The 24619-nt window shown below is 42.0% G+C and carries 25 protein-coding genes and 1 tRNA gene; 17 read left to right on the top strand and 9 right to left on the bottom strand.

Features of this window, described 5'->3' with window-relative positions:
• Positions 1–8: 8 nt before the first annotated feature.
• Entirely contained in the window at positions 9–671 is a 663-nt protein-coding gene (gene minC / locus DK415_RS02100; RefSeq protein WP_109432245.1) for a septum site-determining protein MinC, read from the bottom strand.
• Between the two features lie 84 nt (positions 672–755).
• Here minC and DK415_RS02105 point away from each other — a divergent pair, with 84 nt between their 5' ends.
• The 7 genes from DK415_RS02105 (at position 756) to truB (ending at position 7291) form a co-directional block, all read left to right on the top strand.
• The gene (locus DK415_RS02105) at positions 756–1007 is read left to right on the top strand and encodes a YcgL domain-containing protein (protein WP_109432246.1); all 252 of its coding nucleotides are present in this window, start codon (positions 756–758) and stop codon (positions 1005–1007) included.
• 99 nt (positions 1008–1106) lie between these two features.
• A tRNA-Met gene (locus DK415_RS02110) sits at positions 1107–1183 on the top strand.
• A 155-nt stretch (positions 1184–1338) separates the two neighbouring features.
• Entirely contained in the window at positions 1339–1794 is a 456-nt protein-coding gene (gene rimP, locus DK415_RS02115) for a ribosome maturation factor RimP (RefSeq protein WP_109432247.1), read from the top strand.
• A 23-nt stretch (positions 1795–1817) separates the two neighbouring features.
• Positions 1818–3314, top strand: coding sequence for a transcription termination factor NusA (nusA, locus tag DK415_RS02120; RefSeq protein WP_109432248.1), 1497 nt, complete (start codon positions 1818–1820; stop codon positions 3312–3314).
• A 15-nt stretch (positions 3315–3329) separates the two neighbouring features.
• The gene (gene infB / locus DK415_RS02125) at positions 3330–5819 is read left to right on the top strand and encodes a translation initiation factor IF-2 (RefSeq protein ID WP_109432249.1); all 2490 of its coding nucleotides are present in this window, start codon (positions 3330–3332) and stop codon (positions 5817–5819) included.
• Between the two features lie 165 nt (positions 5820–5984).
• Positions 5985–6371, top strand: a complete 387-nt coding sequence (gene rbfA, locus DK415_RS02130; RefSeq protein ID WP_005700694.1) for a 30S ribosome-binding factor RbfA — start codon at positions 5985–5987, stop codon at positions 6369–6371.
• The gene (truB, locus tag DK415_RS02135) at positions 6371–7291 is read left to right on the top strand and encodes a tRNA pseudouridine(55) synthase TruB (RefSeq protein WP_109432250.1); all 921 of its coding nucleotides are present in this window, start codon (positions 6371–6373) and stop codon (positions 7289–7291) included. The genes rbfA and truB overlap by 1 nt, the downstream gene beginning before the upstream one ends.
• Before the next feature lie 35 nt (positions 7292–7326).
• On the opposite strand, the gene DK415_RS02140 is transcribed toward truB, so the two are convergent.
• From DK415_RS02140 to DK415_RS02155, 4 genes are all read right to left on the bottom strand, one after another.
• A complete protein-coding gene (locus DK415_RS02140) occupies positions 7327–8157 on the bottom strand; it encodes a DNA ligase (RefSeq protein WP_109432251.1) in 831 nt (276 codons plus the stop codon).
• A gap of 176 nt (positions 8158–8333) precedes the next feature.
• Complete coding sequence (locus DK415_RS02145; RefSeq protein WP_109432252.1) at positions 8334–9077, bottom strand: YdcF family protein; 744 nt, start codon at positions 9075–9077, stop codon at positions 8334–8336.
• A gap of 31 nt (positions 9078–9108) precedes the next feature.
• Positions 9109–10074, bottom strand: coding sequence for a polysaccharide pyruvyl transferase family protein (locus tag DK415_RS02150; RefSeq protein ID WP_109432253.1), 966 nt, complete (start codon positions 10072–10074; stop codon positions 9109–9111).
• A complete protein-coding gene (locus tag DK415_RS02155) occupies positions 10071–11594 on the bottom strand; it encodes an oligosaccharide flippase family protein (RefSeq protein WP_109432254.1) in 1524 nt (507 codons plus the stop codon). Before DK415_RS02155 ends, DK415_RS02150 begins: the two co-directional genes overlap by 4 nt.
• Before the next feature lie 148 nt (positions 11595–11742).
• Between DK415_RS02155 and DK415_RS02160 the strand changes: the two genes are divergently transcribed.
• The 8 genes from DK415_RS02160 to rfbB all read left to right on the top strand — a co-directional run bounded on the left by DK415_RS02160 (position 11743) and on the right by rfbB (position 19268).
• On the top strand, positions 11743–12513 hold the full coding sequence (locus DK415_RS02160) for a glycosyltransferase family 25 protein (RefSeq protein ID WP_109432255.1): 771 nt from the start codon (positions 11743–11745) through the stop codon (positions 12511–12513).
• Between the two features lie 8 nt (positions 12514–12521).
• Complete coding sequence (locus DK415_RS02165) at positions 12522–13715, top strand: hypothetical protein (RefSeq protein ID WP_109432256.1); 1194 nt, start codon at positions 12522–12524, stop codon at positions 13713–13715.
• Positions 13715–14596, top strand: coding sequence for a glycosyltransferase family 2 protein (locus DK415_RS02170; RefSeq protein WP_109432257.1), 882 nt, complete (start codon positions 13715–13717; stop codon positions 14594–14596). Before DK415_RS02165 ends, DK415_RS02170 begins: the two co-directional genes overlap by 1 nt.
• Before the next feature lie 96 nt (positions 14597–14692).
• Positions 14693–15496, top strand: a complete 804-nt coding sequence (locus DK415_RS02175) for a glycosyltransferase family 2 protein (protein ID WP_162540451.1) — start codon at positions 14693–14695, stop codon at positions 15494–15496.
• Positions 15497–15499: 3 nt separating this feature from the next.
• A complete protein-coding gene (locus tag DK415_RS02180) occupies positions 15500–16618 on the top strand; it encodes a lytic murein transglycosylase (protein WP_109432258.1) in 1119 nt (372 codons plus the stop codon).
• 23 nt (positions 16619–16641) lie between these two features.
• Positions 16642–17445 carry an exodeoxyribonuclease III gene (gene xthA, locus DK415_RS02185; protein ID WP_109432259.1) on the top strand — a complete coding sequence of 268 codons (804 nt, stop codon included), beginning with the start codon at positions 16642–16644 and terminating at the stop codon, positions 17443–17445.
• Positions 17445–18233 carry a TIGR01619 family protein gene (locus DK415_RS02190; protein WP_109432260.1) on the top strand — a complete coding sequence of 263 codons (789 nt, stop codon included), beginning with the start codon at positions 17445–17447 and terminating at the stop codon, positions 18231–18233. The genes xthA and DK415_RS02190 overlap by 1 nt, the downstream gene beginning before the upstream one ends.
• A 6-nt stretch (positions 18234–18239) precedes the next feature.
• The gene (rfbB, locus tag DK415_RS02195; protein WP_109432261.1) at positions 18240–19268 is read left to right on the top strand and encodes a dTDP-glucose 4,6-dehydratase; all 1029 of its coding nucleotides are present in this window, start codon (positions 18240–18242) and stop codon (positions 19266–19268) included.
• Positions 19269–19341: 73 nt separating this feature from the next.
• On the opposite strand, the gene DK415_RS02200 is transcribed toward rfbB, so the two are convergent.
• The 4 genes from DK415_RS02200 to DK415_RS02215 all read right to left on the bottom strand — a co-directional run bounded on the left by DK415_RS02200 (position 19342) and on the right by DK415_RS02215 (position 21357).
• Complete coding sequence (locus DK415_RS02200; protein WP_109432262.1) at positions 19342–19644, bottom strand: ArsR/SmtB family transcription factor; 303 nt, start codon at positions 19642–19644, stop codon at positions 19342–19344.
• 112 nt (positions 19645–19756) lie between these two features.
• The gene (locus tag DK415_RS02205; RefSeq protein WP_109432263.1) at positions 19757–20287 is read right to left on the bottom strand and encodes a rhodanese family protein; all 531 of its coding nucleotides are present in this window, start codon (positions 20285–20287) and stop codon (positions 19757–19759) included.
• A 73-nt stretch (positions 20288–20360) separates the two neighbouring features.
• Complete coding sequence (locus DK415_RS02210) at positions 20361–20552, bottom strand: YgaP family membrane protein (RefSeq protein WP_109432264.1); 192 nt, start codon at positions 20550–20552, stop codon at positions 20361–20363.
• A gap of 250 nt (positions 20553–20802) precedes the next feature.
• A complete protein-coding gene (locus DK415_RS02215) occupies positions 20803–21357 on the bottom strand; it encodes an NAD(P)H nitroreductase (RefSeq protein WP_109432265.1) in 555 nt (184 codons plus the stop codon).
• Between the two features lie 136 nt (positions 21358–21493).
• Here DK415_RS02215 and sppA point away from each other — a divergent pair, with 136 nt between their 5' ends.
• Together sppA and tyrA are read left to right on the top strand one after the other, a co-directional pair.
• Positions 21494–23380 carry a signal peptide peptidase SppA gene (gene sppA, locus DK415_RS02220; RefSeq protein ID WP_109432266.1) on the top strand — a complete coding sequence of 629 codons (1887 nt, stop codon included), beginning with the start codon at positions 21494–21496 and terminating at the stop codon, positions 23378–23380.
• A 40-nt stretch (positions 23381–23420) separates the two neighbouring features.
• Positions 23421–24545, top strand: coding sequence for a bifunctional chorismate mutase/prephenate dehydrogenase (gene tyrA / locus DK415_RS02225; RefSeq protein ID WP_109432267.1), 1125 nt, complete (start codon positions 23421–23423; stop codon positions 24543–24545).
• The last annotated feature ends 74 nt before the right edge of the window (positions 24546–24619 follow it).

Genomic DNA, 24619 nt, shown 5'->3' on the forward strand with positions numbered 1-24619 from the left:
TCTTGCTTTTAGAATGGGATAAAAACTAATTTATCCTTTTCGGCGAAAATCCTGACTGAACGATATAAGAATTCAGTCGGGATTTTTTCTTTGTGTAAGAAACGACTATTTACTGCCACAAATTCGGCATCTAAATATTGTGTATAGATCGCACCGGAATTACTGTTGACCCCCGCCATGGCACGCCCTAATAATTCGCCATAAATATGAATATTGCCGTCTGCTGCGACTTCAGCGCCTTGTTCTACGTCGCCATGAATAATCAAATCACTGTTTTTCGCATAAATGACCTGTTTATCAATAACATTGTGGGTTATGACTTTTGTCGGCAGACTACGAGGTTCGGGAAGTATTTCTGAAAGATTATCAATGTTGCCTAGAATCGGTAAATCGGCGGTTAAAATTAATTCTCTTTGTAGATGATTTTGCCAGTCGGCAACTCCAATGACGTGAATGTGATATTCGGCAAGCAGTGCTTTTAGTTCGGTTAAATTCACTTTTTCCAGCATCGGATTGAATTGCAAAATCACTTCAATATTTTTAAATAATGAAGGGGAAGTTTTGCTTTTCTTTGTCAATGCGCGCTTAATTGCGGTCAAGCTTGAACTATTGATACTGATAAATACACCGGAAAATTGACCTGTTCGTAGTTCGATAATATCTTGAGCCATAAAGAAATTCCAAGGAAAAAAGTTGCTTAATGATAATGAATTATTGCAAAATCGGCAACTTGAACCTTGTATTGGAGCAAAATTATGCTATGTGCTATTTATAAAAGCCCAAAAGAAGCGGGCATGTATCTTTATATTGAAAAACGCGATCAATTTGATGCGTTACCTGAAGCGTTATTAACGGTTTTTGGTAAACCGGTTTTTATCATGTTGTTTAATCTTGCTGGTACAAAACCGTTGGTAAATGCCGATAAAACGGAAGTGTTGCAGCAAATTAAAGAAAAAGGATTTTACTTACAAACGCCGAAAAAAGACGATTGGTTGTTTAGTCTTTAAAAGTGCGGTGAATTTTCAGACCGTTTTTTCTCAGCCTTTTGCTGAATTAAATCTTGCTATTTGTGTTCTAGAACACTATAATACGCCACATATTTCAGACGCGGGGTGGAGCAGCTTGGTAGCTCGTCGGGCTCATAACCCGAAGGTCGTCGGTTCAAATCCGGCCCCCGCAACCAATCACAAGTTCAGTAAAAAGAACCCCAATTTTGGGGTTTTTTTATACGATAAATTTGTTGTTTAAATATCAACGCGTTGTTTTTAATACGTTGATAATTATTGAAAAACTGGGCTGTAAGCCCTTTTTTTACGTCTATCGTTTAGGGAGGTTGTTTTGGCAACTTTGGAACAAAAATTACAGGATTTATTACAAGGTTCGGTAGAAGATCTCGGCTGCGAGCTTTGGGGCATTGAATGCCAACGTGTCGGTCGTTATTTAACCGTGCGTTTATTTATTGATAAAGAAGGTGGTGTCACAGTAGAAGATTGTGCCGATGTAAGCCGTCAAGTGAGCGCAGTGTTAGATGTGGAAGATCCGATTGCTGATAAATATAACCTTGAAGTGTCTTCACCGGGGTTAGATCGCCCATTATTTACTTTGGCGCAATATACCCGTTATGTGGGACAGGAAATTGTGGTGCATTTGCGTATTCCTGTAGCGGATCGTCGAAAATGGCAAGGTGAATTGGCTAAAATTGAAAATGACATGATTACGTTGATTGTTGATAAACAAGAACAGATTTTGGCGTTTGGCAACATTCAAAAAGCGAACGTTGTTCCGAAATTTTAAATTTAAAGAAGGATAGAAAAAGCATGAGTAAAGAAATTTTATTAGCGGCAGAAGCCGTATCCAATGAGAAATTGCTTCCACGTGAAAAAATTTTTGAAGCGTTGGAAAGCGCTATTGCCCTTTCCACCAAAAAGAAATACGAATATGACGTTGATGTTCGTGTTGCGATTAATACTAAGACCGGTGAGTTTGACACATTCCGTCGTTGGTTAGTGGTGGAAGAAGTGAATAACCCGACAAAAGAAATCACCTTAGAAGCAGCTCGTTTTGAAGACCCTAATGCACAAATTGGTGATTATGTGGAAGATCAAATCGAATCTATCGCCTTTGACCGTATCGCGATGCAAACTGCGCGTCAAGTGATTAGCACTAAAATTCGTGAGGCGGAGCGCAGCAAAATTGTTGATCAATTCCGTTCGAAAGAAGGACAAATTATTACGGCGACCGTGAAGAAAAGTAACCGCGATAGCGTCATTTTAGATGTTAATGGTGAAGACGGTAATAAAGCAGAAGCGGTGATGTTACGTGAAGATATGTTACCGCGTGAAAACTTCCGCCCGGGTGACCGTGTACGCGGTGTGTTATATAAAGTGAGCCCGGAAAGCAAAGGCGCACAATTATTCGTAACACGTGCTAAACCGGAAATGTTAATTGAATTGTTCCGTTTGGAAGTGCCGGAAATTGGTGAAGAATTGATCGAAATTAGAAGTGCAGCACGCGATCCGGGTTCTCGCGCTAAAATTGCGGTGAAGAGCAATGATAAACGTATTGATCCTGTAGGCGCTTGCGTAGGGATGCGTGGAGCTCGTGTTCAAGCGATTACCAATGAGTTAGGCGGTGAACGTGTTGATATCGTGCTTTGGGATGACAACCCGGCACAATTCGTGATCAACGCCATGGCGCCGGCAGATGTGAGTTCTATCGTCGTCGATGAAGATAAACACGCGATGGATATTGCTGTAGAAGAAGCGAATTTGGCGCAAGCCATTGGCCGTAATGGTCAAAACGTACGTTTGGCAACTCAATTAACCGGTTGGGTGTTAAACGTCATGACTACCCAAGACTTAAATGCAAAACACCAAGCGGAAGACGACAAAGTATTGAACTTGTTCATTGATGCCTTGGAGATCGACGAGGAATTTGCACAATTATTAATTGATGAAGGGTTCTCTACGTTAGAAGAATTGGCTTATGTTTCCGTGAGCGAATTAACCGCCATTGATGGTTTGGAAGATGAAGATTTAGTAGAGGAATTGCAAACCCGCGCGAAAAATGCCATTACAGCGAAAGCATTGGTAGAAGAAGAAGCGTTGAAGAAAGCAAAAATTGAAGATCGTTTGTTGAATCTTGAAGGCATGAATCGTCACATCGCCTTTAAATTGGCAGAAAAACAAATCACGACCTTGGAAGATCTTGCTGAGCAAGGCGTTGATGATTTAGCCGACATTGAAGGACTCAGTGCCGAACAAGCTGCAGATTTAATTATGGCAGCGCGAAACATTTGTTGGTTCACTGAGTAATGAAGGAGTGAAAAGATGACAGAAGAATTAAAAAATGCCCCAAAGAAACTGAGCTTACAGCGTAGAACAAAAACGACCGTGAGCGGAACGAGCGCTTCGGGTAAGAGTAAAGAAGTGCAGGTTGAAGTACGTAAAAAACGCGTAATTCCAACAGAAGCTGCACAAAGAGCTGAAGAAGCCGCAAAATTAAAAGCGAAACAGGAAGCTGAGCAAAAAGCAGCGGAAGAAAAAGCGCTAAGAGAAAAAGCCGCCAAAGAGAAAGCGGCGAAAGACAAAGAAGCCGCGGAAAAAGCGAAACAAGCACAAAGTGCGGTTGAAAATAAACCTAAATCGGTTGATCCGGAAAAAGAAAAACGTAAAGCCGAAGAGGCGGAATTACGCCGTAAAGCGGAAGAGTTAGCCCGTCAAAAAGCGGAAGAACAGGCGCGTAAAGCGGCTGAGGAAGCGAAACGTTATGCTGAAGCTGATACGTCAAGTAATGAAAGCGCCTCAGAAGATTATACCGATTACAATTTAAGCTCTCGTTATGCTTTAGAAGCAGAAGATGAAGAAGAACGTCGTAATGAAGGTCGCGGTCGCGGTAAAAATAAAGTCGCTAAAGCGAAAAAAGGCGGACGTGATGATGAAAGCAATAAAAACGAGCGCGAGTCTAACCGCCGTAACCTAAAAGACGGTAAATTCGGCAAAGGTAAAAATGGTAAGAAAGGTGCTGCATTACAACAAGCCTTTACAAAACCTGTTCAGGCGGTGAAAACAGATGTTGTCATTGGTGAAACCATTACCGTTGCAGAATTAGCAAATAAGATGGCGACCAAAGCCACTGAAATCATCAAGGCGATGATGAAAATGGGCGAAATGGTGACCATTAACCAAGTGCTTGACCAAGAAACTGCACAATTAGTGGCAGAAGAGTTAGGGCACAAAGTGATTCTTCGCAATGAAAATGAGCTTGAAGAAGAAGTATTAGGTGATCGCGATATTAATGCTGAAAAAGTAACGCGTGCGCCGGTAGTAACCATTATGGGTCACGTTGACCATGGTAAAACTTCCTTACTTGACTACATTCGTAAAGCGAAAGTGGCAGCCGGCGAGGCGGGTGGTATTACTCAGCACATCGGTGCATACCACGTAGAAATGGATGACGGTAAGATGATTACCTTCCTAGATACGCCGGGACACGCGGCATTTACCTCAATGCGCGCACGTGGTGCGAAAGCAACGGATATCGTCGTTCTTGTGGTTGCCGCAGATGATGGTGTGATGCCTCAAACCATTGAAGCGATCCAGCACGCCAAAGCAGCCGGTGCGCCTTTAGTAGTTGCAGTGAACAAAATCGATAAACCGGAAGCCAACCCGGATCGCGTAGAACAAGAATTGCTTCAACATGAAGTTATTTCTGAAAAATTCGGTGGTGATGTGCAATTCGTACCGGTTTCTGCGAAGAAAGGTATGGGTATCGATGATTTATTAGATGCCATCCTACTTCAATCAGAAGTACTTGAATTAACCGCGGTGAAAGATGGCATGGCAAGTGGTGTTGTGATCGAATCTTACCTTGATAAAGGTCGCGGTCCGGTGGCAACCATTCTTGTTCAATCCGGTACATTACATAAAGGTGATATCGTACTTTGTGGTTTTGAATATGGTCGTGTTCGTGCGATGCGTGATGAAAATGGTCAAGAAATCGAGGAAGCCGGTCCATCTATCCCTGTTGAGGTGTTAGGTCTTTCTGGCGTTCCGGCAGCGGGTGATGAAGCAACTGTGGTTCGTGATGAGAAAAAAGCACGTGAAGTGGCATTACACCGTCAAGGTAAATTCCGTGAAGTGAAACTCGCTCGTCAGCAAAAAGCGAAACTTGAAAATATGTTTAGCAATATGACGGAAGGTGATGTCGCAGAACTTAACATCATTGTGAAAGCAGACGTACAAGGTTCTGTAGAAGCGATTATTCAATCGTTACAAGAGCTTTCTACTGATGAAGTCAAAGTCAAAGTTGTCGGTTCCGGGGTGGGCGGTATTTCTGAAACTGACGCAACGTTAGCCGCAGCCTCCAACGCGATTATCGTTGGCTTTAACGTTCGTGCGGATGCTTCTGCTCGTCGTATTATCGAAGCCGAAAATATCGACCTGCGTTATTACTCCATCATTTATGAACTCTTAAATGATGTGAAAGCAGCGATGAGCGGTATGTTACAACCAGAATTCAAACAAGAAATCATCGGCTTGGCTGAAGTGCGTGATGTGTTTAAACATCCGAAATTCGGCGCCATCGCTGGTTGTATGGTGACCGAGGGTATTGTGAAACGTAACAACCCAATCCGCGTATTACGCGACAATGTGGTGATCTTTGAAGGTGAGTTGGAATCTCTCCGTCGCTTCAAAGACGACGTATCTGAAGTCCGTAACGGTATGGAATGTGGTATCGGCGTGAAGAACTACAATGACGTAAAAGTCGGCGACCAGATTGAGGTGTTCGAAGTCGTTGAGATTAAACGCTCGATTTAATCTTAAAAGAAAGTGCGGTCAAATTTGACCGCACTTTTTGCCTAGGCGAATGCTTTACTCTATGTGATATAACTTGCCCTTTATGGCTGCATAAACGTTCCCAAGGGGAAGAATTATGCCTAACCGCGGGGATACTGACCTGCGGATAATAAAAAGAGAAACAAAATGGCTCGAGAATTCAAACGTAGCGACCGTGTCGCACAAGAAATCCAAAAAGAAATCGCGGTGATTTTACAACGCGAAGTGAAAGATCCACGTATTGGCATGGTGACGGTGTCTGACGTGGAAGTGTCTAGTGATTTGGCTTATGCAAAAGTTTTCGTCACCTTCTTATTTGATCACGATGAACAAGCGATTGCGCAGGGTATGAAAGGCTTGGAAAAAGCTGCACCTTATATTCGCACGCTGTTAGGCAAAGCCATGCGTCTGCGTATCGTGCCGGAGATTCGTTTTATCTATGATCAATCTTTGGTGGAAGGTATGCGTATGTCTAACTTGGTGACCAATGTTGTTCGCGAAGATGAGAAAAAACACGTTGAGGACAAAGACTAATGTCCAAACCGCGTAAACGTGGGCGTGATATTCACGGCGTGTTTTTGTTGGATAAACCGCAAGGTATGTCTTCCAATGACATCATGCAAAAAGTGAAACGTATTTTTCAGGCGAACAAAGCAGGGCATACCGGTGCGTTAGATCCGCTTGCCACCGGAATGTTGCCTATCTGTTTGGGCGAAGCCACCAAGTTTTCGCAGTTTTTGCTAGATGCTGACAAACGTTATTTAGTCACGGCAAAACTGGGAGAACGCACGGACACATCCGATGCAGAAGGACAGATTGTCAAAACCCATGAAGTGAAGGTCAAAACACCTGAAATTTTGACCGCACTTGAACAATTCCGTGGGGATATTTTACAAGTGCCGACCATGTTTTCCGCCTTGAAACACAATGGCAAACCTCTTTATGAATACGCCCGTCAAGGTATTACGGTAGAGCGGGAAGCACGTCCTATTACGATCTTTGAACTGAACTTCATCGAATACAATGCGCCTTATTTAACCCTTGAGGTACATTGTTCCAAAGGAACCTACATTCGTACTTTGGTGGATGATTTAGGAGAGGCATTGGGCTGTGGCGCCCATGTAACTATGTTGCGTCGCACAGCAGTGGCGGATTACCCGACAGAAAAAATGCTAGATTGGCACGCTTTACAAAGCTTGGCAGAACAGCAAGATTTGAGTTTGTTAGATGCCTTATTATTGCCGATGGATACTGCCGTGGCAAAATTGCCGGTGTTAACCTTAAATGAAAGCCAAACACAAGGTATCGGATTTGGTCAACGTATAAAATTCGATAACTCTAACAGGTTGCAAGGACAAGTGCGGTTATTTTCCCATGAAAATTGCTTTCTTGGCGTGGCGGTGATTGATGAAAATAACGTGATTCGTCCACAGCGATTAGTGGTCTATGAATAGAAAGTGCGGTGAAATTTCACCGCATTTTTTATGTTTTATGGTGCGCTCGGTTCTTCGATTTTTTTGCGCCAGTAAGTGGCAAATCTTGGTTTCCCTTTGTTGGTTAACCCGCGGTATTTATAGGTGATGCTTGAGCCGATAGGTGGGGGATTGATGCGATCAGCCAATTTAAATCCGGAACCGATTTTGAATTGACCTCTGTGGTTCTCGCAGGTAATTGAGCCCATAACATTTTCAAATTGCCCTTTGCCGGCATGGTGGGCAATCACCGTGCATTCTTCATCAAGTGCGGTCTTTAATTTAAGAATTTGTGAACTGCGTTTTCTTTCATAAGGTGCATTGGGGTTACGAATCACGATGCCTTCGCCTTTTTGCTGTTCCACTTGTTGTAAAAATTGACGGACATGTTGTGGACTTTCAATAGGAATTTGTTCGATGATTTCAATGTGTTGAGTGGGATGTCCTGCTAAATAGGCCTTTAATGTTGCCAAACGGGCAAATAAATCCCCTTTAGCATCAGGCACATCAAAGACATGTAGTTTTAATGTATGCCAACCCTTATCTTGATAAGCGCGCACGATAGAAGAGATTTCTGCAAATTGATCGCGTTGGCTAAATAATTCGCCATCAATGGCAAACGGCGGAAAATTTTCCAGAAAATAAGCGGGTGGCGTCAGGGGAACGCCTCCTCGAGTAAAAAGCTGTTTGCCGTCCCAATAGCCACGCACACCATCCAATTTTTCACTCATCACCCATCCGGTTACGTTTTGATCTTTATAGTTTTCTAACAACATTAAATCAGGTTTTTCAGCGTAACAATAAACGCTAAAAAAGAGCAGGCTAAAGAAAAGTTTAAAATAGCGCATAAGGAGACCTTGAAATAAAAATTATCCTAAAACAAGGCGTTGAGTCTGGCGAAAAATGTCCGTGACTTTTGTGAACTTGATCGCAAATAAAAGATAAATAGATATAAAAAATGCGCCTGAAGAAGGGCGCATTTTTACAAGGAATTGATTAAAAGTGCGGTGGAAAAACAGAGACATTATTTCTCTTTGAGGTAGCCGATCCACTCTTTCAGTAATTGCATATTTTTTGCCATGGCACCGGCTTGAGGCACAAAGTGCATCATGTTTAATCCGTAACTGTCCGGTGTAATGCCTTCGCCGACGCTTGCCGGCAAGACATCAAAGCCTTGCTGTTGAAACAAGAGTTTTGCCCGTTGCATATGCCATTCATTAGTCACCAGAATGATTTTATGGATGCCTTCTTTTTCTAGTAATTGACGGGTGTATAAGGCATTTTCTTTGGTGGTTAAAGATTTTTCTTCTAGCCATTTCGTCGGCACATTAAAGAACGTCTGTAATTCTTCTGCAGAAACTTTGCCTTCTGAAGCACCGGTTGGGCTGACACCGCTAATCAATAACGGCAGTTGCGTTTCTTTTTGTAAATAAGCCGCGTAACGCAAACGTTCTAGCTGTGTGGCAGAAGACGCAAGCGGTGCATAGAGTTCTTTGCTATCACGCACGCCACCACCTAATAAAACGATGGCTTGAGCCTGTTTATAATCGTTTAAGGTTAAATGATCTTCAGTGACTAAGCTGTCTTTTAAGGTTTGTGCCGTGTAGGGAATGCTGACAAGATAGAGCAGCACAATGCCGAAAAATGCACAAAGGCGGCTTAATATTTTGCATTTAAAGAATGAAAATAAAAGCGAAAATAGCCATAAAATCAAAATATTAAATGGCGGTAGCATCATAGCGGTGATGAGTTTTTTGAGTTCAAACATGACTTCATTCCATTAATCAATGCACAACATCTTATTTTTGTTGAGTATAAAACTCGACAAAATCCAGTTCTTTTGTCCATAAATTGGCGTAGCCGGTGTTTTTGCCGTAAGAGTTATCGCAAACCACGTTTGGGATTTCCAATAAACAGGAAAAAATGTGACCGTGCAGACGCGTCGTGGTGATGTTGTCATAGCTTAAAAAGTTTTTGGCAACGCGTTTTATAATGCGTTTGGTGTATGCTTTCCAAAAGCGATGAACAATATTTTTTAAGCCGGCTAACTGATGACGCTTGGCGAATTTAGCTAAACGCCAAGTAACGGCTAAGACTAAATCGTCTCGTTCAGATAACATATCTTCCCAGTCTTTAATATGACTTTCCGCTGGGAGTTGTGCGATAATATTTTTTTCGATATCACTGGCTTCGATGTCTTTACGCAGGAAATAGAGGGCGTTTCCGCTTTGTGTGTTTTTCGTCGGCAATGTTCCGTACAGTTCATGCGCCATGTCCGGTGATAAATACACGTGGGTCGAAAATTGTGCAAAAGTTTTTGCCGTTCTTTCGTCTCGCGCCAGTAAATGACAATCTGAATGTTGGGTAAAAAGTGCGACGGATTTTTCTAACGTTTCTTGGCTTTTATAGAACAAGGTTTGTGGTAACACAATCACACGGTTGTGGGGAAACGTTTCCACCACCGTTTCGCGAATTTTTTGGTGTTGTGGATAAAGATCACCGAAATTACCCCCGCCGTGGAGCAAAATTGTGGTGTTTGGGGTGATTTTTTGTTTCAGTTCTTCAATGTCCACATCAAATTCACTGCGTTTTAAGGTGACACAAATATTGTGATCCGTAAAAAACTGTTCTGTTCCGTGATAAATCAATAAATCGCCCACGTTTAAATGCAATGGATAATCAAGATAAAAAACATCGTTTTTATCTTGAATTAAATCTGCAATTGGAGCTAACTTGTTTTTTAAATCAATGAGTTGTTGATTCATCTTTTCACTCTTTTTCTTAAATAGCTAAATAAAAAGCCTTTTTCAGTTTTGTTTAATCCCACCATTAAGATGACTGAAATGAGTACGACTTCAAGAAGGAACGCTTCTCCTACAAATTCCAAGAATGAGTAGGTGCGCTGTGTGTCCGAGAAATAAATTAAGCCTAATAATAAGGCGAAAACCAGGCTGATATTTGTTAAGTATGAGACAAATTCTTTGCGATTAAATTTAATTCTTTTGTTAATAAAGTAGAGGCGATAAAGCTGCATGAAAAGTGCGGTGCAGAATTTACCGATAAAGGCATAGACCGGATTGTAGCCTAAGGTAAACAGATAATAGGCAAGCGGCACGGTGCAAAGATCGATAATCGCCAAGATAACGTTGTATTGTTTAATGGTTTTTGAACCGATAGCCAACGCCGTCATCCAGAATGATCCCGCCATGGCACTGATGAGGGAGCAAACAAGCGTGGCTTGTACCAGTTTATCGGTGTACATCGGCACATTATCGCCCAACCAAAATGTAAGTAAGGTATGACTGAAATACAGCACCGGCGCGGATAAAATAGCGATTAAGTAGAAAGAATATTTTGAGGTGCCTAAGATCAACTTTTTATTTCGCTCATAGTCTTTTGCCGCATAGGATTGCACCAGTTGCGGATTAAACGCCACTTGGAAGTTGTTCACAAAACTATATACGGCGGTATCCACTTGCGTCGCAATACCGACCGCCGCATTTGCGGCAACGCCGAAGAACAGGTTGGTCACCATATTCAATCCTTGCGTTGAGCCTACATAAGCGAGTTGTCCCACCAGCATCCAGCCGGAAAAGCTCATCATTTCTTTGGTGGTATGTAAATCTTTCTCAAAATGGAAACGGGTTTCCATGTAGAAAGCCTTGCGTGTGAAACGAAAATAAAGGGTAAACACCAATAGGCTGACACACAACAACAAGAGGCTGTAAGAAATCAGTTTGTCGTAGTGTTCGATATGCATCAAAATAAAGATAGCGGTCAGTTTAAAGGCGGTTTCTGCTAATCCCAGCCAGGCATAAAAAGACATGCGTTCATGGGCGACAATCATGGCGTTAAAAGGCACTTTGATAATTTCAATCAAGGCAATGATCAACGCAACCTGATAAACAAGATTGGCCGCTTGCATACGCCCGGCAGGAATAATTAATTTATGATTAAGGAACCACAGCCCGACAGTTTCTGCCAATAGCACCACAACCAACATAATCAATAAGTGATTGAGAATACTGATGTTAAAGACTTTATTGATGCGCTTGCTGTCGTTTGAGGCTTTTTCTACGTTAATGAAGCGTTGTGTGGTGGCGGTCATGGTGCCATTAAAGAAAGAGAACAAAATCACCACGCCCATGACAATGTTGTAGATCCCGAAATCTTCCACACCCAATACGCGCAACACCACGCGCGAGATATACAGCATCGCGCCCATATTGAACAACATGCGGATGTAAAGAAAGAGGGTGTTTTTAGCAATGGTTTTGTTGGACATCGGGAAAATCGAACTTGTGTTTTTACCGTAAAATAGGTGGGGGATTATAGATTTCTTTAGTATAATCAGCAATCTTTTATGCAACTATTTCGGTTTCCCGCCTACTGACAGACAAACCAGCAGACAATCGATTTTATTGAGATTTTTTATGAAGAAATATTTGATTTCGTTAGATAAGGACGTTCAGCGTCGCGAATTGTTCTTTTCTCAACCTAACACGGCAGATTTTGAGGTGTTTTCCGCGATTAACACCATGCAGAAAGAATGGGATGCATTGGTCGAAGTGTTCAATCCGACAAAGTTTGAGCAACATTATGGGCGCAATGTCACAAAAGGTGAAATAGGCTGTACCTTGAGCCATCTTGAGGTTTATCGCCGAATTGTTGCCGATGAGCACATTGCGGAAACGGATTATGCCTTGGTTTGTGAAGATGATGCTTTGTTTAATGCCGATTTATCGGAAAAAACGACCGCACTTTTAACCCAACAGTGTTCGGCAGATATTGTTCTCATCGGGCAATCTAAAATCGCGACTTTTAATGACGTGGAATTGGAAATCAATTATCCGACAACATTTTCTTTTTTACGTCAAAAAGTCGCGGATGTGACGCTGGCATATCCGTATAAAAGTTATTTTGCCGGCACAGTGGCGTATCTCATTAAAAAATCTGCAGCTCGCCGTTTTCTTGACGTGTTGACACAAGAAAAAGCCTTTTGGTTGGCAGATGATTTCCTATTGTTTGAAACGCAATTTCACCTAAATAACAAGGTGGTACGCCCGTTAATGGCTATTGAAAATCCAACCCTCATGAGCAATTTAGAGGCGATTCGCGGCTCTAAATCCAATAATTTGGCAAAAAAATTATTGAAATACCCGTTAAAGAAACTGTTTGCAATTAAAAAGAATTTAGGAAAATAACGAAAAAAATGACCGCACTTTTTAATCTTTTTTATCTCTACGATCCTTGGTTATTCCATGTGTTACGTATGTCATGGGTAGTCGGGCTGGTCGCCTTCCTCTTTTTGGCATATCGCTATGTTAAAAAGCAACAGGCGCAGGGCATTGTGTTGCCGTTAGACAGTTTGGCGGTGTTGTTCGGCTTAATCGTATTTAGCCTGATTCCATTGCTTATCAACGGCACACGGGATTTCTCCGTGATCGCCATGTATGTGAAATTGCTGATTTTATTTGTGTTTGGCGTGGGCGTTTATAATGCATTTTATGCCCGTCCAAACAGTCAACTCACTGTTGTGAAGGATTTACAGATTGGCGTGATTCTGCAATTTGTATTGGGCTTGTTGGCGTTACTTGGCGTGTCTTGGATCGTGGATTTCTTACTTTCCACAAATGCCTTATTACCCGATCGTTTTTATGGCTCTGAACAAGAGTATCGCTTATATAACGTCACGTCGGCGGCTTTTTTCCAATTAAGTTTGTTCTATTTGATGTTGTTTCATTTCTTGCTGGCGTATAACGCGAAACAGAATACCTTACCGAGCGTGCTGATTTTTTTCATGTTATGTATCGGGCTGATTTCCGGCAGAACCTTCCTCACCATTTCTGTGATCAGCATTTTGGTGTATTTCAAAGTGCGATATCTTCCGGCGTTAATTTCTTTTGCGTTGCTCGTATTGTTACTGGCGTATTTTTTACCGGAAAATCCGTATGTGGCCCATGCACTTGAACCGGTGATTAATTTATTGCACGGAGAAGGCTTTGTGAGTTCTTCAACGGATACGCTGATGAAAAACCATTTGTTTATGCCAACCTTAAAACAATTTATTCAAGGTGACGGCATGTATATGACTGGTGAGTTAGTCGTTGGGCGTTATTACGGTCATACCGATTCCGGCTTTTTGCGCCAAATTCTATATGGTGGCGTGTCTTATGCTTTGGTGTGTTTTGTCGTGACCTTCTATTTTGTGCGCAAGGTGGCGTTAAATTGGTTTGATGATAGTTGGAAATTTACCCTTTCTACGTTGGCGATTTTGTCCCTTTGCAATGTGAAAGCCGATACCTTTGCTTTCCCGGGCATTATGTTTGTGATGTTGATGTTTTTATCGTTGTTCGGTAGCCAAGGGAAACAGCTTGTGTTGTTCAAACAAAAGGAGGCGAACTAATGTTCAGTATCATTGTTCCTTCTTATAATCGAAAAGATGAAATTCCAGTATTATTGGAAAGTTTAACCAAGCAGACTTCATATAATTTTGATGTGGTGATTGTGGATGATTGCTCAAAAGAACCCGTTGAAGTGACACAAGCATATCCATTTGCAGTTAAAGTCATTCGTAACGAAACCAATCAAGGCGCTGCGGAAAGCCGCAATATCGGAGCGCGCTATGCGCAGCAGGCATGGTTGTTATTTTTAGATGATGATGATCGCTTTGCGCCTAATAAATGTGAGATGTTGGCGGAAGTTATTGCTGCGCACGAAGACATTAATTTTATCTACCATCCGGCAAAATGCGAAATGGTGAATGAAGGTTTTAGCTATGTGACCAACCCGATTGAGCCACAAGAGATTAGCGTAGAGCGAATTTTACTGGCGAATAAAATCGGTGGTATGCCGATGATTGGGGTGAAAAAAGATCTGTTTTTAAAAATAGGTGGATTATCCACCGCACTTCGATCTTTGGAAGACTACGATTTCTTGCTGAAATTGTTGCAAGAGCCAAGTTTTAAGCCGTATAAAATCAACGCACCTTTAACCCATTGTACTTTCCATACTAAGCGTTCGAGCGTTTCTACGGATACCACTAATACGCAAAAAGCCATTGAATATATCCGTCAGCATTATGTGAAAACGGAGGCACAGGCGCGCAATTTCAATATTAATGCGAGCTACATTTTGGCGTATCCACATATCATGAATTTATCCCGTAAAGCCGCTTTTTACTATTTTGAGATTTTTAAATTAACGAAAAGTATTAAGCAGCTAGTGATTGCCTTGGTCGTTTTAATTTCCCCCAAATTGGCAATTAATTTGAAACGGTTTATGTGATGTTTGTAGGGACAGGCTTTATGCCTGTCCGATGCCAAAGTTGAATATATAAGGACAGACATAAAGTCTGTCACTACAAAGACAAAGAGAAGAGAGATGAAATTTTCAGTTTTAATGTCCTTATACGTTAAGGAAAATCCACAATATTTAAGAGAATGTTTTGAAAGCCTTGTGGCACAAACCCATCCTGCCGATGAAATCGTCTTAGTGTTTGATGGTGCGGTGACACCGGAACTAGAGGCGGTTGTCACTGAATTCGAAACAAAATTACCCTTAAACTTAGTGAAGTTGCCGAAAAACTTAGGTTTAGGCAAAGCGCTCAATGAAGGTTTAAAACATTGTTCGCATGATTGGGTTTTCCGTATGGATACCGATGATATTTGCGTGCCGGAACGCTTTGAAAAGCAAGTGGCATTTATTGAACAACATCCGGAAACGATTATTTTCGGCGGACAAATTGCTGAGTTTGGTGACAATGTTAACGACATTGTGGCATATCGCAACGTGCCTATAACGGCACAAGACATTGTGAAATTTACGCAAAAGCGTTGTCCATTCAATCACATGACCGTGGCGTATCAAAAAAGTGCGGTCATAAATTGTGGCGGATATGAAGATCTGCAAGAAGATTATTATTTGTGGATTAAGCTTGTGGCACAAGGTCAAAAAGTGGCGAATTTGCCGGATATTTTGGTGTACGCCCGGGTTGGTAACGGCATGGTAGGACGTCGTCGTGGTTTAAATCAAGCCAAAGCAGAGTGGCGTTTGTTTAAATTGAAATATCGTTTAGGTATCCAAGGATTATTTTCCGGCTTGTTTACGTTTGCTTTGCGTTCCGGGGCACGATTGTTGCCAACATCCTTATTGAAAAGCCTTTATCATGCGTTCTTGAGAAAATAGCCCATGACGTTTACCTCATTTTTAAAAACATCCGTTATTTTCACCGCACTTTTTGTGGCAGGTTGTTCTTCTCATAGCCCCTCTTCAAGTGGAGGAACTCATGGTATTCACGCTGTTGCAGCAAGCGAGGTTTATAGCAAGCCTCGCACATTAGAGAACTTTAATGATTATGTGAATTTCTTGAAAGGCAAAGCCGCTGCAGAAGGGGTTTCTGTGGAGGTATTGAATGCACAAAATAACATTAACTACATCCAAAAATCCGTGGATTTGGACGATCAACAAGCGGGACGAATTCGTAAACGCGATCCTAATACGCCGCGGGTGATAAACCCGAATGGCACGACCAATTACTTAAATCGCGTATTAACCGAAAATAAAGTAGAGACGGCTTCTGCACGTTATTGGGAGCAACTGCCACAACTGGAAAAGGCGAGCCAGACATTTGGGGTCCCGAAAAATTATTTAATGGCATTGTGGGGCATGGAAAGCAGTTTTGGCTATTATCAAGGCAGTTATGATGTGTTGTCCGTATTGGCCACGTTGGCTTTTGATGGACGTCGTGAAGCGTTATTCAGTAAAGAATTTATTGCGGCCATGAAAATGCTGCAACGGGATCATATTCAGCGCCACAAAATGCGGGGATCATGGGCAGGTGCTATGGGGCAAACCCAATTTATGCCAAGTTCCTATTTACGTTATGCCGCGGATGGAAACGGAGACGGTGAGAAAAACATTTGGACGGAACACTATGATGTGTTTGCCTCTATTGCCAATTATTTGCACACCGAGGGCTGGAACCCGAATTTGCCTTGGGGCATTGAAGTCACGGTGAACCAGCCGATCGATATGAGCTTATCCGGCATTGAAGAAGGCAAACAACGCAGTTTAGCCGACTGGCAGAAACAGGGCGTAATGGCCAAATTTCACACATCAGAAACGCAGCAAAAATTGACCGCACTTTCTCAAACGGATCTGTGGTTGGTGAGACCGGATCGTGAATTGGGTCGGGCGTTTTTAGTGTCAAACAACTATCGCACGCTATTGCATTGGAACAAGTCGAATTATTTCGCCGTGAGTATCGGTATGTTTGCTGATAGAATTCAGCAGCGCATGGGCAACTGAATAAGAGAAATTAAGGAATTAACATGAAAGTCATGTCATTTAACATCAATGGATTAAGAGCAAGACCACATCAATTAGAAGAAATCATCGATAAATATCAACCGGATGTACTCGGCTTGCAAGAAATTAAAGTGGCAGATGAAGTCTTCCCTTATGAGTTGGTGGATCATCTTGGCTATCACGTCAACCATTTTGGCCAAAAAGGACATTATGGCGTTGCCTTATTGAGTAAACAGGCGCCGTTATTGGTGAGAAAAGGTTTCCCAACTGATGATGAAGAAGCCCAAAAACGCATTATCATGATTGACTTAGACACGCCATTTGGGCAATTAACGGTGATTAACGGCTATTTCCCACAAGGTGAAAGCCGTGAACATCCAACCAAATTCCCGGCAAAACAAAAATTCTATGCGGATTTACAGCGCTATTTGGAACAAGATCATAATGCACAAAACCCGGTGATTATTATGGGCGATATGAACATCAGCCCGTCTGATTTGGACATTGGTATCGGCGAAGAAAATCGTAAACGCTGGTTGCGCACCGGTAAATGTTCCTTCTTGCCGGAAGAGCGCGAATGGTATCAGCGTTTATATGCATATGGTTTAGAAGACACCTTCCGTTATTTGAACCCGACGGTAAACGATAAATTCTCATGGTTTGACTACCGTTCCAAAGGATTTGATGATAATCGCGGTTTACGCATTGACCATATTTTGGCAAATAAAGCATTGGCAGCGCATTGCGTGGATACCGGGATTGCGCTTGATATTCGTGCCATGGACAAACCATCGGATCACGCACCGATTTGGGCGGAGTTTAAATAATGCCGTTAAAAAATCCTGAACAAAATTGGCAAAATTACCGTACCTTAATTAACGGCAACATGGCTTCGTGTACCGTTAATTTAGATATTTTTGAACAATTTACCCCTGATAAATTCAATAAAATCGTGCAGGTTTCATTGCCTTATGAAGCGGATGAAAATACGATGCCAACGTTAGATGAACATCATCGGGTGGTGAAGGAATTATTCAAAATTTTGGTGCAGGCTTCCGCATTGCCAGAGCTACTTTATGCCGGACATATTTTTACTGAAGGGCATTTAAAGCTTTATTTTTATTGCGATGAAACCACCGCACTTTTCGATGTACTCGACCAGTTTAAGGAAGACATTGAAGAGATTACGGTGCAAGATGATCCGAATTGGGATACTTATTTTGATTTTTTATTGCCATCACCATTGGAAATGAAACTTAATGTCACGGAAGAAATTTTAGATATGTTGCTACAAAATGGCAGAGATTTAGCGGATAACTATCTTGTTGAACATACGTTCCAGTTTGCAGAAGAACAGCAGATGTTCCAATTTATGGAAGCTGTCAATCTTGGCGATCTTTCCTTTCATTCTATGAGTTATAGCAGTGCGCCGCTGATTTTCGAAGATGAAGACGATAAAGACGGGTTTTATATCGTCAAAATAGAGCAGGAAATGACATTGGATAACGATGATATTTTCCGTTATGTAGAGCAGTTTGAACGCTTGGCAGAAAAATTTTCCGGTGAGTATGTAGGCTGGGAAAGCGATACGATTAATCAGGTGAAAGCGAATTAATCCTCTATGAAAATTCTTGTCACCGGCGGTGCCGGATTTATTGGTTCAGCGTTTATTCGTCATAGTATTTATCATACGCGAGATCAGATTGTGAATTTGGATAAATTGACCTATGCCGGCAATCTTGAGTCGTTGCATGAGGTAGCGACTAATCCGCGTTATGCTTTTGAACTGGCCGATATTTGTGATATGCAAGCGGTTCAACGCATTTTAAAAGAACATCAGCCTGATTGTGTGGTGCATTTTGCAGCAGAAAGCCATGTGGATCGTTCTATTTATGGTGCGGCGGCGTTTATTCAAACCAATATTGTTGGTACCTATATGCTGTTGGAAGCTGTACGTGATTATTACCAACAGCTGCCAAGCGAGAAGAAAAAGATATTCCGTTTTTTACATATTTCGACAGACGAAGTTTATGGTGATGTGGCAGGGACGTCAGATTTGTCTTCAGAAACTTCAGCTTATGCGCCAAGTAGCCCTTATTCAGCCTCAAAAGCTTCATCGGATCATTTGGTTCGTGCTTGGCACCGCACTTATGGACTGCCGATAATCATCACGCATTGCGCGAATAATTATGGACCTTACCAATATCCGGAAAAATTGATTCCGGTGATGATTTTAAATGCATTAAGTGGAGAGCCGTTGCTGATTTATGGCAATGGGCAGCAAATTCGAGATTGGCTATACGTTGAGGATCATGTTCAGGCGCTGTATCTTGTTCTTCAGCAAGGGCGTATTGGGGAAAGCTACAATATCAGCGCGCATTGTGAAAAAACGAATCGAGAAATTGTACAGGTACTTTGCGATATTTTGGAGGAATTGGTTCCCAATAAGCCTCAGGGAATAAAACGTTATCAAGATCTTATTGTGCATACGGCTGACCGTCCCGGACATGATGTGCGTTATGCACTTGATGCCACAAAAATTCGTCAAGAATTGCATTGGCAGCCACAAGCGGATTTTATGGGGGCGATGCGTAGCACCGTTCAATGGTATCTAGCACATCTTGATTGGTGTGCAAAAGTGCGGTCGTAAAATTCGATAAAAATGCAAGGATGGATTTTATAAAATGAAAAAACGCAGAAGTTGGTTCTGCGTTTTTTTATGTTTATTTTTCAGCGGATGAGTCACAGAAAAAGCCGTGTAATAATTTGATCATTTCAACGACTTTGGGATCGTTAATGTAATACACACGTTCCCGATGTTTGACATCGCTTGCCACTAAGCCAGCTTTACGCAAAAGAGCGAGTTGGTTGGACATAGCCGCTTGTGGCATGTTCATTTTGACGGTTAATTCGGTGACGTTATACCGTTGCTCACGTAAACAGCACAAAATGGCTAAGCGATTCGGATTGGCTAACAATTTTAAGAAGTTGCTGGCTTCGTTACTTTTTTCCAATATATCTTTCATCAGATTTTATTTCGTCTTCACTCATTATGGATAGGGGCGCGTATTCTACACACCTTGCCTTGTGAAACCAATAACCGAACCGTTTTTTTCCGCTATTTTATGATCTAATCGACTATTTTCGATTCCATGGCATACGCGCGAGGAGTTTCGCCATGCCACAAAAACCGCTGATTCCGGCAAACGTGAGCCCTGCACCGACAAACGCTGGTAGCCAATAAAAATAAGGTGAAACTGACCACCCTAATACTGAGCCTAGTAAAATCAAGCTTCCTGCGGCAATTTGAACTTGACGCATAATATCAATGGGTTGTGAGGGATTAAATTTCGTGGCCAATCCGGCATTTTTCCAGCCGTTTATTCCGTCTTCAAGCAAGTACACTTCACAATGACTCTCCTGTACCAGTTGCTTGAAAAACTCAGACTGGCTACAGGTTCTTGCGCCGGATTTACAGTGGAAAATAAGGCAACTTCCTTGTTTTAGAGTTTCGTTCAATCCTTGACGTTGTAATTCAGAAAGAGGCTGTAAAACTGAACCTTCAATGTGTTCACGGCGATACTCTTCAGGTTGACGAATGTCGATTAATAATGCCCCGGAGGCTAACTTATCTTTTGCTTCTAGAGCAGAAATAATGGAAATGGTCATAGTATTTTTGTGCTTTCCTCAAAATAGGTAAACACTCGGCATTTCTACCGAGTGAAAATGATGTGTTAATGAATTATTTTTTTAATGGACAGGTGTTGATGCCAAGTAGTGAATAAAGACCGCAGCGTGAGAATAGTCCGGTTAATAACGGAACAACACCAATCCAGCCCCACCAACCGATAATGTTCGTTAAGGTCAAGGCAATGAGAACGATGCCTAGAACGATTCGAATAACTTTATCCATACCACCAACATTTGGGTTCATATTTGTCTCCTTAAGTTTGAATTAATAGTTAACAAAGAGTTAACATATAAAAATAGTATTATATGATGTAATGCTTTGTCAAAACTTTTCTATTTATTTGGCATCATTTTTTATCACGACAAATAAAGGAAAGAGATTAAAACAGAGAAAATGTTCGTTTGCTGTGCTGAAAATAATGAAAAAACAGACCACACTTTACTCATTCTATCTAAAGTGCGGTCTGTTTCTTTGCTGTTTTTTTTTAGGGGATTTACAGGGAAGAAACTACATCGTCTAAACTGAGTGCTTTTTTCTCTCTTTCTAATTTTTCTTCACCGGAACCTAACATAATAAAACCGATAATTTTATCTTGCGCTTCACATCGGAAAGCGTTGCGTAGTGCCGAACCCTCTAGCCAAGGGCCGCTGATCCAAACGTTTTTAAAGCCTAACGCGTTGGCGGCAAGTTGCATCGCATAAGTGGCGCAACCGGCGCAGAGAAGTTGTTCCCATTCCGGCACTTTCTTGATGGTCGGATCTAATTTCGCGATGACACCGATAACCATTGGTGCGCGACCGGCAAGGTTTTCAGCTTTTTTCAAACGTTCTTCACCCAAATTGAGTTCATGCACCGCACTTTTTAACAAATCGCCGAAGGTGGCCATTTTTTCTTTTTCGATAACAACAAAACGGTAAGGTTGTAATTTACCGTGATCCGGTGCCCGCAAGGCAGCTTGAAAGATTTGGTTTAATTGCTGTTCATTTGGTGCCGGTTCATTGAGTTTTTTTTGTGAACTGCGTTCAGTGAGGAGTTGTAATGCATCCATTTTCGCTTCCTTTTTATGGGGGGGAATAAAGTGCGGTGGATTATAGCACAGTTTTTAAAACAGGCTTTTCTCTAGGTTTATTCAGACGTAGGTTTATGGTATTTTAAACGCCATTTTGTTGATTTTTCGAGGTTATATGAAATTTATCGTCTCTTTGGTGAAGTTTGCCTGGCGCATCCTTAATTTTATTCGTGATTTAGTCATGAATATCGTTTTCTTGATTTTTGTTTTATTGGCACTTTCCGTTTTTACCCTAATTGTTGGGGCGGATAAACAGGAAAAAGTCGTGTTAAAAGGCGATCAAGGGGCTTTGTTATTACAACTGGATGGCTATTTGGCAGATAATCGCGATGATCAAAGTAGTTTCAAAAGCATGCTAAAAGAATTAGATAACCAACGTATTACACAACAATATTCGACTTTTGATGTCATTTATGCCATTGATGCCGCGGCACAGGATGACAAAGTGAAAGGCTTGGTGTTGGATCTCAATTATTTTCAAGGAGGCGATTTGCCATCTCTTGAATATGTCGGTGAAGCGATTGAGAATTTCAAAGATAGCGGTAAACAAGTGATCGCCTATTCGGACAGCTACAACCAATCTCAATATTTTCTTGCCAGTTATGCCGATGAAATTTACATGAATCCTATCGGCAGCGTGTCTATTGAGGGCTTGGAACAGGAAACGCTGTATTACAAAGAGATGCTGGATAAATTAGACGTGAACCCGCATGTGTTCCGTGTGGGCACCTATAAATCAGCCGTTGAGCCGTTTTTGCGTAATGATATGTCGCCTGAAGCACGGGCTAATTTACAACGTTGGTTAAACACCATGTGGGAGAATTACACGGCACAAGTGGCCATCAATCGGGACATTCCGAAAGCGCTTGTAGCGCCGACGGCAAATACCTATTTAACTGAGTTGAAGGCCTTGAAAGGCGACAGTACGGCATATGCGGTAAAACGTAAATTAATTACTGATGTGTTGGATCGTTTTGATTTAAATAAAAAATTGACCGCACTTTTTGGTGAGGACAAAGACCATCAGCCAAAAACCGTGGATTTTGAAACTTATTTAGCCTCTTTACCGGATCGTTTAATCGGCGAAACAGACAATAAAATTGCTGTAGTGAACGTCGAGGGTGCGATTGTGGACGGCGAAAGTGATGAAGAAAACGCCGGTGGCGATACCATTGCGACGTTATTACGTCAGGCGCACGATGATAAAGACGTAAAAGGTGTGGTATTGCGTGTCAATAGCCCGGGCGGTAGTGCTTTTGCTTCTGAAATCATTCGTCAGGAAGTAACGCATTTACAGAAAGCCGGTAAGCCGGTGGTGGTTTCCATGGGAGGCATGGCGGCGTCTGGCGGTTATTGGATTTCTTCCACGGCGGATTATATTGTGGCAGATAAAAACACGATTACCGGCTCTATCGGTATTTTTGCCGTGTTGCCAACTTTTGAGAACACCATTAAAAAAATTGGTGTTTCTGCCGATGGCGTGAAAACGTCCGATTTGGCGTTAGGTTCTCTTTTAAGTCCGTTGTCCGCTGAATTAAATGATGTATTACAGCTGGAAATTGAACATGGTTACGATCAATTCTTAACTAAAGTGAGCGAGGGGCGCCATTTAACTAAAGCACAAGTGGATAAGGTGGCACAAGGTCAAGTTTGGCTTGGGTCCGAAGCGTTAGCGCATAAATTGGTGGATGAGTTAGGTAATCTTGATACCGCTATAGGAAAAGCCATGGAATTGGTGAATGAAAGACGCGCGGAGCAAGAGAAAATTGATGAAAGTCGTTTCTCTGTGGAATGGATGGTGGATGATGAGCGCACGTTGATTAAGAAAATCATGCGCGATTTCAAAGGTGAAGGTCGTCTTTGGTTACAGCGGGTGATGGCAGAAACTATCGGATTACCAAAAGAAATGACACAGTTTAAAAAACAACTTGGTTTGTTAAATACGTTTAACGATCCGAAAGGGCAATATTTATATTGCTTAACCTGCGGTTCTGTGAAATAAAAGTGCGGTCGGTTTTTCGGGTGTTTTTAGCGGAGATAAGATGGAACAGTTAGCAGAGTTAAGAGCGCAAATTGATCAATTAGATCAAGAATTGCTACAGCTTTTGGCAAAGCGCTTGGATGTGGTACATAAAGTCGGTGAAGTTAAACAACGACATGGCCTGCCTATTTATGTGCCGCAGCGGGAAATCGAAATGCTGCAACGAAAACGTGAAGCGGCTGAGCAACTTGGACTGTCGCCGGATTTAATCGAAGACATTTTGCGCCGTATTATGCGTGAGTCTTATGTCAGTGAAAATCGTTTCGGCTTTAAAACCGTAAATCCCACAATTCGCAAAATTGTTATTGTGGGGGGACGAGGCAAACTTGGGCGTTTGTTTGGTCGTTACTTGCAAGGTTCCGGTTATCCTGTTGTGGCGTTGGAACAAGAGGATTGGCCTCAGGCAGAGAACATTTTGCAAGAGGCGGATGTCGTGATTGTTTCCGTGCCTATCGCCAATACGCCGGAAGTGATTGAACGTCTTAAGCCCTATCTCACCGAAAATATGTTGTTGGCGGATTTAACCTCTGTGAAACGAGTGCCGTTACAAAAAATGCTGGAAGTGCATCAAGGTGCTGTGGTGGGGTTACACCCGATGTTTGGGCCGGATATCGCCAGCATGGCAAAACAAGTGGTGGCATGTTGTGACGGGCGTTTTAGTGAACGTTATCAGTGGTTGTTACAACAAATTCAAATTTGGGGTGCCAAAATCTACCCAGTAGATGCCGCGGAACATGATCACCACATGACCTATATTCAGGCGTTGCGCCACTTTTCGACGTTTGTATATGGTTTGTATTTATCGCAACAGCCGGTGGAATTGGAAAAATTATTAGCTTTGTCTTCGCCGATTTACCGTTTGGAGCTGGCAATGGTCGGACGTCTGTTTGCACAGGATGCAGCATTATATGCTGACATTATTGCGGATAAACCGGAAAACTTAGCGGTGATTGAACATCTGAAAAATAGTTATGAAGTCGGCTTTGATTTTTTCAAAAACCATGATCGTCAAGGCTTTATTGATCAATTCAATCAAATTCGCGACTGGTTCGGTGATTATTCAGAACAATTTTTACAGGAAAGCCGTCAATTATTACAGCAAGCCAGTGACGCAAGAAATGTTTAATAGTACGGTACAAAGCGTTATCCTGCAGGCGCTTAAACTGCTATAATACGCCGCAATTTTACTCGGAGACTGAA

Source organism: Aggregatibacter segnis (assembly GCF_003130075.1).
Lineage (GTDB): Bacteria > Pseudomonadota > Gammaproteobacteria > Enterobacterales > Pasteurellaceae > Aggregatibacter > Aggregatibacter segnis_A.